The 15,017-nt window shown below is 37.2% G+C and carries 10 protein-coding genes, 9 tRNA genes, 1 rRNA gene and 2 pseudogenes; 19 read left to right on the top strand and 3 right to left on the bottom strand.

Annotated elements, in window-relative coordinates; translation table 11 throughout:
• Positions 1-172 precede the first annotated feature (172 nt).
• The 19 genes and pseudogenes from rrf (at position 173) to ACFWDE_RS09305 (ending at position 12,713) form a co-directional block, all read left to right on the top strand.
• Positions 173-288 (top strand): 5S ribosomal RNA (gene rrf, locus ACFWDE_RS09215).
• Between the two features lie 9 nt (positions 289-297).
• Positions 298-372 (top strand) — tRNA-Asn (locus tag ACFWDE_RS09220).
• Between the two features lie 4 nt (positions 373-376).
• Positions 377-449, top strand: a tRNA-Thr gene (locus tag ACFWDE_RS09225).
• Positions 450-473: 24 nt separating this feature from the next.
• Positions 474-545, top strand: a tRNA-Glu gene (locus ACFWDE_RS09230).
• An 8-nt stretch (positions 546-553) separates the two neighbouring features.
• Positions 554-629: transfer RNA gene (locus tag ACFWDE_RS09235), tRNA-Val, on the top strand.
• Between the two features lie 16 nt (positions 630-645).
• Positions 646-729: transfer RNA gene (locus ACFWDE_RS09240), tRNA-Tyr, on the top strand.
• A gap of 65 nt (positions 730-794) precedes the next feature.
• Positions 795-869: transfer RNA gene (locus ACFWDE_RS09245), tRNA-Gln, on the top strand.
• 5 nt (positions 870-874) lie between these two features.
• Positions 875-950, top strand: a tRNA-Lys gene (locus tag ACFWDE_RS09250).
• Between the two features lie 5 nt (positions 951-955).
• Positions 956-1,027: transfer RNA gene (locus ACFWDE_RS09255), tRNA-Gly, on the top strand.
• A gap of 10 nt (positions 1,028-1,037) precedes the next feature.
• Positions 1,038-1,110: transfer RNA gene (locus tag ACFWDE_RS09260), tRNA-Ala, on the top strand.
• A gap of 126 nt (positions 1,111-1,236) precedes the next feature.
• Positions 1,237-2,382 (top strand): glycerate kinase, encoded by a 1,146-nt coding sequence (locus tag ACFWDE_RS09265; protein WP_002151211.1) that lies wholly within the window; start codon positions 1,237-1,239, stop codon positions 2,380-2,382.
• Positions 2,383-2,651: 269 nt separating this feature from the next.
• On the top strand, positions 2,652-3,545 hold the full coding sequence (gene rocF / locus ACFWDE_RS09270; protein WP_002151217.1) for an arginase: 894 nt from the start codon (positions 2,652-2,654) through the stop codon (positions 3,543-3,545).
• Positions 3,546-3,798: 253 nt separating this feature from the next.
• Positions 3,799-4,620, top strand: a complete 822-nt coding sequence (cdaA, locus tag ACFWDE_RS09275) for a diadenylate cyclase CdaA (RefSeq protein WP_377891706.1) — start codon at positions 3,799-3,801, stop codon at positions 4,618-4,620.
• A complete protein-coding gene (locus ACFWDE_RS09280; RefSeq protein ID WP_377891708.1) occupies positions 4,613-6,094 on the top strand; it encodes a CdaR family protein in 1,482 nt (493 codons plus the stop codon). The genes cdaA and ACFWDE_RS09280 overlap by 8 nt, the downstream gene beginning before the upstream one ends.
• On the top strand, positions 6,087-7,433 hold the full coding sequence (glmM, locus tag ACFWDE_RS09285) for a phosphoglucosamine mutase (RefSeq protein WP_002151225.1): 1,347 nt from the start codon (positions 6,087-6,089) through the stop codon (positions 7,431-7,433). Before ACFWDE_RS09280 ends, glmM begins: the two co-directional genes overlap by 8 nt.
• A 286-nt stretch (positions 7,434-7,719) precedes the next feature.
• Positions 7,720-7,905: pseudogene (locus tag ACFWDE_RS09290) on the top strand (hypothetical protein).
• Positions 7,906-7,917: 12 nt separating this feature from the next.
• Complete coding sequence (gene glmS, locus ACFWDE_RS09295; protein ID WP_377891711.1) at positions 7,918-9,720, top strand: glutamine--fructose-6-phosphate transaminase (isomerizing); 1,803 nt, start codon at positions 7,918-7,920, stop codon at positions 9,718-9,720.
• Between the two features lie 307 nt (positions 9,721-10,027).
• A complete protein-coding gene (locus tag ACFWDE_RS09300; protein ID WP_377891713.1) occupies positions 10,028-11,995 on the top strand; it encodes a S9 family peptidase in 1,968 nt (655 codons plus the stop codon).
• 151 nt (positions 11,996-12,146) lie between these two features.
• A complete protein-coding gene (locus ACFWDE_RS09305) occupies positions 12,147-12,713 on the top strand; it encodes a DUF4256 domain-containing protein (RefSeq protein ID WP_377891716.1) in 567 nt (188 codons plus the stop codon).
• A 72-nt stretch (positions 12,714-12,785) separates the two neighbouring features.
• On the opposite strand, the gene ACFWDE_RS09310 is transcribed toward ACFWDE_RS09305, so the two are convergent.
• From ACFWDE_RS09310 to ACFWDE_RS09320, 3 genes and pseudogenes are all read right to left on the bottom strand, one after another.
• On the bottom strand, positions 12,786-13,292 hold the full coding sequence (locus tag ACFWDE_RS09310) for a DoxX family membrane protein (protein WP_377891719.1): 507 nt from the start codon (positions 13,290-13,292) through the stop codon (positions 12,786-12,788).
• 242 nt (positions 13,293-13,534) lie between these two features.
• A pseudogene (locus ACFWDE_RS09315) lies at positions 13,535-14,445 on the bottom strand (sigma factor regulator N-terminal domain-containing protein).
• On the bottom strand, positions 14,445-14,936 hold the full coding sequence (locus tag ACFWDE_RS09320) for an RNA polymerase sigma factor (RefSeq protein ID WP_377891721.1): 492 nt from the start codon (positions 14,934-14,936) through the stop codon (positions 14,445-14,447). Before ACFWDE_RS09320 ends, ACFWDE_RS09315 begins: the two are co-directional and overlap by 1 nt.
• Between the last annotated feature and the right edge of the window lie 81 nt (positions 14,937-15,017).

A 15,017-nucleotide genomic window follows, 5' to 3' on the forward strand; every position in this document is an offset into this window, starting at 1 on the left:
ATGATCAGGTTGATAGGTTCGAGGTGGAAGCATGGTGACATGTGGAGCTGACGAATACTAATAGATCGAGGACTTAACCATATAATATGAAGCAAATGTTATCTAGTTTTGAAGGAATATATATTTAAAATTCCTTTTGGCATTCTCAAAAGAATGTGTATAATGATAAAAGTCTGGTAATGATGGCAGAGAGGTCACACCCGTTCCCATACCGAACACGGAAGTTAAGCTCTCTAGCGCCGATGGTAGTTGGGACCTTGTCCCTGTGAGAGTAGGACGTTGCCAGGCTTATATTATTCCGCAGTAGCTCAGCGGTAGAGCTATCGGCTGTTAACCGATCGGTCGTAGGTTCGATTCCTACCTGCGGAGCCATTATGCTTCCATAGCTCAGCTGGTAGAGTACTTCCATGGTAAGGAAGAGGTCACCGGTTCAAGCCCGGTTGGAAGCTTGGGAAAAGTTTTTATTTTTTTTTGGCCCGTTGGTCAAGTGGTTAAGACACCGCCCTTTCACGGCGGTAACACGGGTTCGAATCCCGTACGGGTCATCACTTTTGGAGGATTAGCTCAGCTGGGAGAGCACCTGCCTTACAAGCAGGGGGTCGGCGGTTCGATCCCGTCATCCTCCACCATATATTTTTAAATGTCGGAGGGGTAGCGAAGTGGCTAAACGCGGCGGACTGTAAATCCGCTCCTTTGGGTTCGGCAGTTCGAATCTGCCCCCCTCCACCATTTTCTTTAAAATAACCTGAAAGGGTTTATTTTTTTGAAAAGATAACCATACTAGTAAATATTAATGGGCTATAGCCAAGCGGTAAGGCAACGGACTTTGACTCCGTCATGCGCTGGTTCGAATCCAGCTAGCCCAGCCATTTACGAGCCATTAGCTCAGTTGGTAGAGCATCTGACTTTTAATCAGAGGGTCGAAGGTTCGAATCCTTCATGGCTCACCATTTTCGCGGAAGTAGTTCAGTGGTAGAATACAACCTTGCCAAGGTTGGGGTCGCGGGTTCGAATCCCGTCTTCCGCTTAATTACTAAGGGGCCTTAGCTCAGCTGGGAGAGCGCCTGCCTTGCACGCAGGAGGTCAGCGGTTCGATCCCGCTAGGCTCCATATAAATAGGGAAAGCTTACATCAAATGATGTAAGCTTTTTTTGTGTTTAAATTCCACTCCAAAAGGAAACTTTTCCGTATATCGTTTAAAATGAAAAAAAGGGATTGAATAAGAGGGAGGTAACTATGAAAGTTGTCATTGCATCGGATTCATATAAAGAAAGCCTGAAAGCTATAGAGGTATGTGAAGCTATTGAAAGAGGCTTTGCAGCAATTTTTCCTAAAGCAGAGTATGTTAAAGTACCAATTGGCGATGGAGGCGAAGGAACGGTTGAATCTCTTGTTGGCGCTACAATGGGGAGAATTATATCACTTAATGTGACAGGGCCGCTTGGAGAGAGCGTGCAAGCCTTTTATGGTATGTCTAAGGATAAGAAGACAGCATTTATTGAAATGGCGGCAGCATCAGGATTACAACACGTTCCAACTGAAAAGAGAAACCCACTTATTACAACGACAAAAGGGACAGGCGAACTTATATTACATGCATTAGATCAAGGAGCCAAACACATTATTTTAGGGCTGGGAGGAAGTGCTACAAATGATGGTGGGGCTGGTATGCTATCTGCCTTAGGCGCAAGATTTATAAATAAGAAAGGTGAGGTAATAGAACCCTCTGGAGGGACATTGCATTGGATAACCACTGTTGACCTTTCTAGGATTGATTCACGCCTGGAGGATATAAAATTAGAGGCAGCATGTGATGTAGATAACCCTTTAGTTGGACTGAGCGGGGCGTCTTTTGTATTTGCGAGACAAAAAGGTGCGAATGTAGAGATGATGAAAGAGCTAGATGAGAATTTAAAACATTATGCTAATATACTTAAACAACATGTGTCTTTTGATGTATCTGAAATACCGGGTGCGGGGGCAGCTGGAGGAATGGGAGCTGCTGTCGTTGCAGTGCTAAAGGGACAGCTAAGAAAAGGGATTGAAATTGTATTAGATTATACAAATTTTGATAAGTGTATAGAGGGTGCCGATCTTATTGTAACTGGTGAGGGAAGAATAGATGAACAAACAGCTTATGGAAAAGCTCCTGTTGGTGTCGCGAAGCGGGCGAAATGTCGTCATATCCCTGTAATTGCTATTGGTGGATCTGTATCTCCGAACTATGCAATTGTTTATGAAAAGGGAATTGATGCAGTGTTTAGTATTACAGCTAGTCCAATGACATTAGAAGAAGCATATAAAGCGGCAGAAGAGAATATCGAAATGACAGCAAAAAATATTGCAGCAGTGTGGAAACTAGCATCAGAAAAACGCTTCTAAATGTAGAAGTGTTTTTTTGTTCAGTTATTTGAGGATATTTTGTGTAATTCTAGGTGGTGATGGAGAAAAGCACTGATAAAAATATTAGCTGATAGAAAAGTTAGTTGGTTCATTAAGTTAACTTTATACATCGAATAGTTTAAAAATTGGGATTCCAACGTAAATATAAGTGAATAAAATGTATATCCATGCAGAAAAATGTCGAGTTGAGTCAGACTATATAAAAGATTTAAAATATTTAGTGAAGGCATAAAAGGGGGATACTATCTATGAAAAAAGAAATCTCAGTTATTGGAGTTCCAATGGATTTAGGACAGATGCGTCGTGGGGTTGATATGGGACCAAGCGCGATCCGTTATGCAGGGGTAGTTGAAAGAATTGAACAAATTGGATATGACGTAAAAGATATGGGAGATATATGTATAGAGAGAGAAAAAGAAGTAGATGAAAATACAAAATTACGAAACCTTACCCAAGTTGCAACTGTATGTAATGAACTAGCGACTAAGGTTGATCATATTATAGAAGAAGGTCGTTTTCCACTTGTATTAGGCGGTGATCATAGTATTGCTATCGGTACGCTAGCTGGTGTAGCGAAACATTATAAAAATTTAGGTGTTATTTGGTATGATGCACACGGTGATTTAAATACAGAAGAAACTTCACCATCGGGAAATATTCACGGTATGTCACTTGCTGCAAGTTTAGGTTATGGACATTCTTCACTTGTAGACTTATACGGATCATACCCGAAAGTGAAAAAAGAGAACGTTGTAATTATCGGTGCACGTGCATTAGATGAAGGGGAAAAAGACTTTATTCGTAATGAAGGCATTAAAGTATTTTCAATGCATGAAATTGATCGTATGGGTATGACGGCTGTTATGGAAGAAACAATTGCTTACTTATCTCATACTGACGGTGTTCATTTATCATTAGATTTAGATGGTCTTGATCCTCATGATGCACCAGGAGTTGGGACGCCTGTAATTGGTGGTCTATCGTATCGTGAAAGCCACTTAGCGATGGAAATGTTAGCAGAAGCTGATATTGTTACATCTGCTGAATTTGTTGAAGTAAATACGATTTTAGATGAGAGAAACAGAACAGCAACAACAGCAGTTGCTTTAATGGGTTCTTTGTTCGGTGAAAAACTAAAATAAATGTAAGAAAAGCAACTGAGAAGTTGCTTTTTTTATTTGAAAATAGGCGTATAATAATGACTTATATTATACTGTACTGTAGGATAAGAAAGTTTGACATCTTACCAATTTAGGCCGAAAGGGGTCGTTTGTAATTGTCGTTTGTTTCATGTATGGTATAATTAACTAGTTGTTGGAAATACATACAGATAGAGCATAAAACAATATTTCAATATACGGATAGAATTGCTCGTAAGTAGGAGGAAGGGTTAGCATGCCTTTTGAAGATACGACCATTTTGAAATATCTTAGTACGGCATTAGATATTGCTGTTGTATGGTTTATTATATATAAGCTAATTCTTATAATCCGGGGCACGAAAGCTGTGCAACTTTTAAAAGGTATTACAGTTATTATTGTCGTCCGGATGATTAGTATGTTACTTGAATTGCATACGCTATATTGGCTAACGGAACAAGTATTAACGTGGGGATTTTTAGCCGTTATTATTATCTTCCAGCCAGAATTACGAAGAGCACTTGAGCAACTAGGCCGGGGTAGCTTATTTTCGCGTGTGGGGACTCAAGAGGATGAGGAACCTGAAATTGTTGCTACAGCGATAGCGAAAGCAACGGAATATATGGGGAAACGTAGAATTGGTGCATTAATTACCTTATCAAAAGAGACCGGGATGGGTGATTATGTGGAAACGGGTATTCCGCTAAATGCAAACGTATCATCGGAATTACTAATAAATATTTTCATCCCAAATACGCCTCTTCATGACGGAGCAGTAATTATGCAAGGAAGTACAATTAAAGCAGCAGCATGTTATCTTCCTTTATCAGAAAGCCCGTTTATTTCTAAGGAGTTAGGAACTAGGCATCGTGCTGCAATGGGAGTTAGTGAAGTAACGGATAGTATTACAGTAGTTGTGTCGGAAGAAACAGGTCAAATTTCTTTAACAAAAAACGGTAAGTTACATCGTGATTTGAAGAAAGAACAGCTAAAGGATATGTTGTTAGCAGAATTTAGTGGGAACGAAAAAACGACTTCTTCGTCTTTATGGAATTGGAGGAGAAAGCGTCATGGATAAGTTAATGGAGAATCATTGGTTTTTAAAAGGAATCTCATTACTATTGTCGTGTATGCTTTTTATGTCAGCAACTTTAACTGAAAAAAATACGACATCGAGTATATTACCTTTCGTAAATGAAACAAAAGAAACATTAACTGATTACCCTATTACCCTTAAGTATGATGAAGAGAAATATATTGTAAGTGGTATTCCAGCAGGTGGAGTCAAGGTGAAGTTGGAAGGCCCAAAATCAGCAGTTGCTACAGCAAAAGCAAAAAAACAATTTGATATATCAGTTGATTTGCGAGATAGTCCAAAAGGAACTTATGAAGTTTCTTTAAAAGCGAATGGGCTTCCAGATGATGTGAAAGGAACAGTCCAACCAGCAACAATTAAAGTCACTCTGCATGAAAAAGCGAAAAAGTATGTTCATGTAGACTTGAAATTATCAAATGAAGATCAGATGCCAGCGGGTGCTACTCTTGAAAAATCAGGTATTAAGCCTGATACTGTTGAGGTAGTTGGGACGAAAGAAGAAATAGAAAGTATTTCATCTGCTAAGGCATATATAGATTTAAAAGATGTTAATAAAACTGTTACAAAAACAGCAGAGGTTACATTGTACAATAAAGAAGGAAAACGTTTAAATGTAAAAACGAATCCATCTAAAATAAGTGTAACATTGAATGTAGCAACGCAAGCTACAGCAAATAATACTGAAAAAACTGTTCCTGTAACATATACAAAAAAGGGTAGTTTACCAGAAGGATTGGCTGTTACAAATATCAGTGTTGAGCCGAAGGAAGTAACGATAGCCGGTCCAAAAGACATTTTGGATAATATACAATCTATAGAGGGGGTCGAGGTAGATCTTAGTCAATTGACGGATTCTACAACATTCGATGCCTCTGTTTTATTGCCAAAGGGTGTCACAAGTGCAAAACCAAATCAAGTGAAGGTTTCAGTAGGGGTACAAAAAGTAAAGCAAACGAAAAGTAAAACTATTGATGGTATCCTGATTCAAAAAAATGGAATTCCGAATGATGTTACTGCTCAGCTACTTTCGCCGCAGGATGGGAAGATAAGCGTTGATATTTCAGGAGAAGCAAGTATAGTAGATAAAATAACAGCTGCTCAAATAACAGCGGTGATGAATCTACAAAATGCATCTCCGGGAACAAAAGATATTTCTATTCAAGTAAGCGGTCCTGGTAATATTTCGATAGAGCCAAAACAAAAAAGTGCTAAAGTTGCAATTGTGAAGAAAGAAAAGCCAGATAAAGAAGTACAGGGTAATATTGAACACCCAGATTCAACAAACAATCAGGGAAATCAAACTGAAAAGCCAAAAAATCCTGAACCAGATCCAGAAAAGGATCAGGAAAAAAATAAAGATAAAGAAAAAGACAAAGAAACTGGTCAAGAACCGGGTAAAGAACCAACAGTAGATAATCAAAAAGAGCAAGAAAAAGGAGCGAATCATAATGGGTAAATATTTTGGTACAGATGGAGTACGCGGGGTTGCAAATAAGGAATTAACACCTGAATTAGCATTCAAAATTGGACGTTTTGGCGGCTATGTATTAACAAAAGATACAGATCGTCCAAAAGTAATTATTGGCCGTGATACACGTGTATCTGGACATATGCTAGAAGGAGCTTTAGTAGCAGGTCTATTATCAACTGGAGCAGAAGTAATGCGTCTTGGTGTTATTTCTACACCAGGTGTGGCTTATTTAACAAAAGCTTTAGATGCACAAGCGGGTGTTATGATTTCTGCATCTCATAATCCAGTACAAGATAACGGAATTAAGTTCTTCGGTTCAGATGGTTTCAAATTAACAGATGAGCAAGAAGCAGAAATTGAAGCATTATTAGACAAAGAAGTTGACGAGTTACCACGTCCAACAGGTACTAACCTTGGCCAAGTGAGTGATTACTTTGAAGGTGGACAAAAATATTTACAATACATTAAACAAACTGTAGAGGAAGATTTCTCTGGTTTACATATTGCTTTAGATTGCGCACACGGTGCAACTTCTTCTTTAGCTCCATACTTATTTGCAGACTTAGAAGCTGATATTTCAACGATGGGAACTTCTCCAAACGGTATGAATATTAACGAAGGCGTAGGATCTACACATCCAGAAGTCTTAGCTGAATTAGTAAAAGAAAAAGGTGCTGATATCGGACTTGCTTTTGATGGTGATGGCGACCGTTTAATCGCGGTAGATGAAAAAGGAAACATCGTTGATGGCGATCAAATTATGTTTATTTGTGCGAAGTATATGAAAGAAACTGGTCAATTGAAACATAATACAGTTGTTTCAACAGTTATGAGTAACTTAGGCTTCTACAAAGCACTTGAAGCGAACAATATTACAAGTGATAAAACAGCAGTGGGTGACCGCTACGTAATGGAAGAGATGAAACGTGGTGGATATAACCTGGGCGGAGAACAATCAGGTCACATTATCTTACTTGATTACATTACAACTGGTGATGGAATGTTAAGTGCACTTCAACTTGTAAACATCATGAAAATGACGAAAAAGCCATTATCTGAGCTTGCAGGCGAGATGACAAAATTCCCACAATTACTAGTAAACGTTCGTGTAACAGATAAAAAACTAGCATTAGAAAATGAGAAAATTAAAGAAATTATTCGTGTTGTAGAGGAAGAAATGAACGGAGACGGTCGTATTCTTGTTCGTCCATCTGGAACAGAACCACTTATTCGTGTAATGGCAGAAGCACCGACACAAGAAATTTGTGATGGGTATGTACATCGTATTGTAGAAGTTGTGAAAGCTGAAGTTGGCGTTGAATAATTCGCCGATTCTATGAAAAAGGAGCACAAAAAGTGCTCCTTTTTCATATGTTTTATAGACAATGAAAAAAATTTCATTGACGATTTATATTGTTTGTTATACGATTGTCTTGTTCTTTTTCTCAAAGGAAATATTGTAAATTATAAAAGCGCCAGAACTACAAGTAGTGTAGTTGACGAGGAGGAGTTTTATCGAGATTTCGGCGGATAACTCCCGGTTGTTCATCACAACCGCAAGCTTTTACTTAAAACATTAAGGTGACTTAGTGGACAAAGGTGAAAGTGTGATGAGAGAAAAGGAACGGATGAATACTAGCTGTATAAGTATATACGGACTTTAACCCAATCGAGAGGAAGGTGAAAGCCGTTACAAGCTTACAGGGCTAGCAATATGTAATCCGTTTTTTAATACAAATAAAAATGGTATCGGACTATGTCGTTACATGTTCGCAGAGCAGTGTAAGCATTTGTAACGGCGACTAAACATGTGTGGAATCGTAGGATTTATTGGAGAGCAAGATGCAAAGGAAATTTTATTAAAAGGTTTAGAAAAGCTAGAATATCGTGGATATGATTCAGCAGGTATTGCAGTACAAGCAGTGAACGGTGTTGTTGTATACAAAGAAAAAGGCCGTATTGCAAAACTTCGCGAAGTCGTAGAAGAGAATGTAGCAGCAAGCGTGGGAATCGGACACACGCGCTGGGCTACACACGGTGTTCCAAGCAAAGTAAACGCGCATCCGCATCAAAGTACATCAAAACGCTTTACGCTAGTTCATAACGGTGTAATTGAAAACTATGAATTAGTGAAAAAAGAATATTTACAAGATGTAACGTTCGTAAGTGAGACAGATACAGAAGTTATCGTACAGCTTATGGAACAACAAGTGAGCACAGGACTAAGTGTAGAAGAAGCGTTCCGTAATACGCTATCTCTTTTACATGGCTCTTATGCAATCGGATTACTTGATGCTGAAAATCCAAACATGATTTATGTTGCTAAAAACAAAAGCCCGCTATTAGTAGGTGTTGGTGACAACTTTAATGTTGTGGCGAGCGACGCTATGGCGATGTTACAAGTTACAGATCAATTTATCGAATTAATGGATAAAGAAATCGTAATTGTAACGAAAGAAAGTATTACAATTAAAAACTTACAAGGTGAAACGATTGAACGTGCACCGTTTACAGCGGAATTAGACGCAAGTGATATTGAAAAAGGAACGTATCCTCATTTCATGCTTAAAGAAATCGATGAGCAACCACTTGTAATCCGTAATATTATTCAAAAGTACCAAGGTGAAAATGGCGAGATTGAACTGGATGAAGATATCCGTAACGCAATTTTAGATAGCGATCGTATTTATATCATTGCATGCGGAACAAGTTATCATGCAGGTCTTGTTGGAAAGCAATTCATTGAGAAGTTCGCGAAATTACCAGTTGAAGTACACGTAGCAAGTGAATTCTCTTACAACATGCCATTATTAACAGAAAGACCATTCTTCATTTATATTTCACAAAGTGGTGAAACAGCTGATAGCCGTGCAGTACTTGTGCAAACAAATGAAATGGGCCATAAAGCATTAACAATTACAAACGTACCTGGTTCTACGCTTTCTCGTGAAGCTGATTATACACTTCCGCTATACGCAGGACCAGAAATTGCAGTTGCATCAACGAAAGCTTACACAGCACAACTTGCAGTACTTTCAATCTTAGCAGCTGACATTGCTAAAGCTAAAGGTGAAATTCTTGATTTCGATTTAACTCACGAACTAGGGCTTGTAGCAAACGCAATGGTAGTACTTTGTGATCAAAAAGAAGAAATGGACGCATTAGCAAAACAATTTTTATCAACAACACGCAACTGCTTCTTCATCGGACGTAGCGTAGACTTCTTCGTAGGTTTAGAAGGTGCGTTAAAACTAAAAGAAATCTCTTACATCCAAGCAGAAGGATTTGCTGGAGGAGAATTAAAACACGGTACAATTGCCTTAATCGAAAATGGTACACCAGTTATCGCCCTTGCTACACAAGAGCACGTAAACCTTGGAATTCGTGGTAATGTGAAAGAAGTAGTAGCACGCGGAGCTAACCCATGTATCATCTCAATGAAAGGCTTAGAAATGGAAGGTGACAGCTTCGTATTACCAGCTGTACATGAAGCACTAGCGCCGCTAGTAGCAGTCATTCCATTCCAACTTATCTCATACTACGCAGCACTTCACCGCGAGTGTGACGTTGATAAGCCACGTAACTTAGCTAAATCTGTTACGGTTGAGTAGAAGGTTGGTAGATTTGAAATAAATTTGTGAAGCTTCACCCCTTTGGATATTTTTATCTAAAGGGGTGTTTTTGTGTCCAAAAGAAAAAGAACATCTAAAATCGATAAATGGATTAAAGAGGGGCGAGGAACTAGCTGTGGGGGATGGACAGAACCCCACTGATTAAAGTTTCACTTTATCGGATTTGAAACAGAATCGCTTTCATTTATCTGAATCTTCCGCTATCATTTTAAGTATTCGTGAACAATTTCCTTTATTACGAAAAGAAGAGACGATAGATTACTAGGTATTACAAGGGGGCTTATTAATGAAAGTGAAAACCTATTTAAGTATAGAAGAGATTATTTCGTTACCAACCTTATCAAGTACAAATATAAGTGATGATGGAAAAAACGTAGCATTTGTTAAGAAGATGACTAACTGGAAAGACAATACATATAGGAATCATGTATGGATATATGAAAAAGATAAGGGGCAGAGTTATCTATTAACAACTGGGGTTATAGATAGTACATCTCCACTATGGTCTCCAGATTCTAGGAATATTGCATACCTTAGCCCAGTTGGTGACGGGGCTAATAAGAAGAATCAGATCTTTGTTAAGTCAATAGATGGTTATGACGGGGTTCAAATTACTGATGAGAAAGAAGGGGTTAGTACATTCAAATGGGAGCCTACTGGAAATGGTTTTTATTATGTTACGCAGTCAAAAGAATGTGAGGAGATAAAGAAACGTAAGGAACGATATGGGGATTTTCAACATATAGGTAAGGAACACCAGAACAATTGTTTATATTACATTGAAATAGAAAAAGTGATACAAAATGATAAGTATGAAAACGAAAAGAGTGTTGTTTATCAACTAACTGATGGGAAGGATTTTCATATCCATGAATTTGATATTTCAAATGATGGGAAAAAGGTTGTATTCATGGCTACACCAAGCTCAAATATGGGAGATTATATGAATGGAGATCTATACATACTACATATTAAAGCTGGAGAGTTACAAAGGCTGAATATAGATAAGTTGTTGGGAGGGAGCGTTTGCTTTTCTCCTGAAGGCAGCAAAATATGTTACGCAGCAAGTATAAGAGAGAAGGAGCACTATAAGACCCATATACAAGACAGTACATTAGAGATATATGATATGAATACTGGAGAGGTAATTCAACCTTTAATAAATTTTGATAGTACGGTTATGCCATTACAGTGGACAGCTAAAGGAATTTTAATTAGATGGCAGGATAAAACGAATTACCTTATTGGATTGCTACGTGAGGATGGCACTGTGGAAATGTTAAGCGAAAAAGTAGATAGCTTTATAATGGATGCCTCTATAACAAGGGATGGAAATCATATAACCTATAATAAGGCTATAACAAATGAAACCTTTGAAATCTATTTAGATACTGAAAAAATAACGGATGAAAATAGCTTTTTTAAAGGTAAGCTTAAAAGTAACAGGGAAATAATCTCATGGCAAAATAGTGATGGTCTTGAAATAGAGGGTGTTTTATCAACCCCAGTAGAGTTTGATTCCAATAAAGAATATCCTTTATTAGTAGTAATCCATGGCGGTCCGGCTTGGGCATCCTTTTCCATATTCTCAGACTGTTTTAATGAGAAATACCCTATTGAACAGTTTATCGAAAAAGGCTTTATCATTTTAGAGCCAAACTACAGAGGAAGTTCTGGTTATGGTAATGAATTCTTAAAAGCAAACTATAGAAAACAAGGACTTGCTGACTACGATGATGTTATATCTGGAGTGGATAAATTAGTTGATCAAGGGATTGTAGATAAAGATAGAGTAGGAGTTATGGGATGGAGTAACGGGGGATATATATCAGCTTTCTGTTCTACATTTAGTAGTAGATTTAAAGCTATTTCAGTTGGAGGCGGAATTACTAATTGGAGTACCCATTATGCAAATACGGATATACCTTATTTTATTAGAATGTATTTAGGGAATACTCCATGGAATGATCCAGAGATTTATACTAAAACATCACCAATGACGTATATTAAATCAGCCTGTACTCCCACTTTAATCCAACATGGCGAAAAGGATGCAAGAATCCCAGTTCTAAACGCATATGAGCTATATCAAGGATTAAGGGATATGGAAGTTGATACAGAATTAATTATATTTAAAGGAATGGCGTATAGTTCTGACCAGCCAGGAATTCATGTAGCTATTATGAAGCAGAATTTGATGTGGTTTTCACACTATATTCTTGGAGAAAGTATGGAGGGTTTTAGTACTATATAATGGATATCCGCACAGGGATTTTTCGTTGTGCAATCGGGTTAGATTGTTGAAAAAGAGATACAACAAATTATATAATTTGTTGTAAACTGCATTTAAACCATTATTGAGAAGATTTAAGTGATTATAAGGAAACGTAATTCGGAGGACTAATATGACAGAGAATAAAAATGTGTTACCAGTAGAACAGCGTGAAGAACTATTAAAAGTATTAAAAGCTCGTTTTGAGAAAAACATGAACCGCCATGAAGGACTTGAATGGGCTAAAGTTGAGGTAAAGCTGAATGCTACCCCTGAAAAGTTATGGTCACTTAATGAAATGGAAGTAACAGGCGGTGAACCGGATGTTGTTGGTTATGACAAAGAGAAGGATGAGTATACTTTCTATGATTGTTCAAAGGAGAGTCCTAAAGGCCGCAGAAGCCTTTGTTATGATCTTGAAGCGTTAGAATCAAGAAAAAAACATAAACCAGAAAATAACGTTATTGATGTGGCAACTGCTATGGGTATTGAACTATTAACTGAAGAACAATATCGAGAGTTGCAACAACTTGGAGAGTTTGACATGAAATCATCGAGTTGGGTGCAAACACCTTCTGATATTAGAGAACTCGGTGGAGCTCTATTTTGCGATTATCGCTTTGGACACGTTTTTGTGTACCACAATGGAGCAGATTCCTATTATGCTGCCAGAGGTTTTCGTGGTTCGCTAAAGGTTTAAATTTGGTGTAAATAAGAAAAAGAGCCTACATTCAGGCTCTCTTCTTATTTATATTTTAAAGATGAACTATTACTATGCAGTTTTACTTAATTTATATGTTTTGCGGTTGTTTTTACCGAAAAGTTTTGGGAAAACATAACCATCTAATCCAATACGTCCAGCATTCTGTCCTGCAACTAAAATGAACATAGTTAAAATAAGCAGGTTTGGGTTTACACTAACAGTTCCGCTTAATAAAAATGAAAGGTTCATTATGATTCCGAAAAATGCAGCTGTTTTTGTTAATCCGCCTAAAATCAAACCGAGACCTACTAAAATTTCTCCCCATTGAACTAAAAAGCTAAATAGGTCTGCGTTTGGAAGAACAAAATGTTGAAGGAAATCTGCCCACCAACCTTGTACTGCAGGGTGACTACCTGATGCTTGAGCGATAGCTCCTTTTAGAAAACCACTTGCATCAAAAGACTGTCCAAAAACTTTGCCTATTCCAGCAGCGAGCCATGCATATCCTATGTAAAGTCGTAAAAATAATAGTATGAAAGTAGCGCGTTTATCAGTTCTTAAAAAGTTGATAACCATTGAAATCCCTCCAATGTATTGTATTTACATGTTTATTATATATCCATTGTGAATAAATTCACAATGGATATAATGTGAACAAATTTATGATTTTTTATTTGTAAAATTGCACATAAAATATTGTGAAGTTTATTTTTGAAAGTTGAGCAATAAATGAGGGATGGGAGCTATCTATTTTAGCGGATAGCTCCCGTAGTAAACAGATTCATGTACGTTCTTTAAGTTTATCTGGGCGTTCCTTATTATTTCTCCGGTTTTATGTAAGGAACAACTTGCGCAGTCACTCCTACAGAAGCACCGCGAATAAAGCCTTGGTTTTCTAATGCCTTAAAGTTTTCCGTTTTTCCTGTTAGCATAACACCTAAAATTTTCACTTGATCGAATGGTTTGTTTTTGTTTGATTTTAAAAAATCCTGAATATATTTGTCATATCCATCGTCATCGTATTGTTTAAGTGAATCAACGAACTCTTTGTACGCTTCCTCAGGAGACTTGTCTGGATTGAATCCGTAAACTGGCATACCAGCAGGCCCTTTACTTTCATCTCCAATAGGTGAGGTCATATATAGCCATACGATATTTAAGTTATCTGGTATTTTTGTTTGAACTTCTTTTAATGTATAGGGTTGATTGAAAGAGATAGCGACTTCGGCAACATAGTTGTTCATTTGTGAAACTTCCCCTAATTCATTTTGGACACCATCAAAATATTCCTTAATAGAGGGATTATAAAATGTTGCAAATTTTTTCTTTGTTTGTTTATCGTACTCATAGAACTCTGTATTGGACCAATAAAAACCAGGCGTTAATTCATTGGAATCGATATTGATACGGAGCCAACCATAGGAGCTTGTTAATGTATTCCAGGGACTACATAACCGTTAATGTTTTTGGAACGATTTGATATAATATTGCCGCCAAACATGGATGAATTACTCGTTACTTGAGAATCAATTTGTACATTCGGTTCTGCAATTGCGTTATGTAAAAAGAGATGTTCGTGAAGTTTCGTAGAACTTTTCGCTGCGAAGTAATTGCCAATCTTATAAATTATAGGGATAAGCATGATTACAACGATAATAGAAGTAATGATGATTTTAAGTAACTGTTTCCTTTTCGCTTTTTTTAATGCATCTTTTAAAGAAGTATCCATTAAGTTTTTCCTCCTACTGTAGAATGAATTGTTTTACGCGCGCGATGTAACTTTTGTTTGACGCTGTTCACTTTAATATCTAGTATTAGGGCGATTTCTTCATATGAAAAGTTGTAGTAGTACTTTAAAAAGAAGGCTTCTTTATATTCTAGTTTTATATCTTTTAATAGATAGAAAATCTCATCTTTATTTAAAACAGCATCTAATTCTCGATCTGTATATTGTAGTTTTGAATAAATCTCTTCAGTTAAATAGATGTTTTGCTGTTCTTTTTTTCTCTTCAAGTCAATGTATTCGTTTAGTGCGACTCTAAAAAACCATGGCCGTATGTTACTCTCGGTTAGATCATCTAGCAGCGTGTATACTTTATAGAAAGTATTTTGGATGATGTCTTCTGCATCTTCTTTTATAGCCCCTTCCGCTAGTAATAGTTTGAACACTTCCTCTCCTAAACTGATAAGATAGGAGGTCAATATATTTTCTTTTTCCATCATTTTTCCTCCCTACACTTATACAACGAATAGGTAATGATAAATGTATACACTTAAATTTAAATTAGTTATTAGCTATGG

This window comes from Bacillus sp. NPDC060175, assembly GCF_042728695.1.
Lineage (GTDB): Bacteria > Bacillota > Bacilli > Bacillales > Bacillaceae_G > Bacillus_A.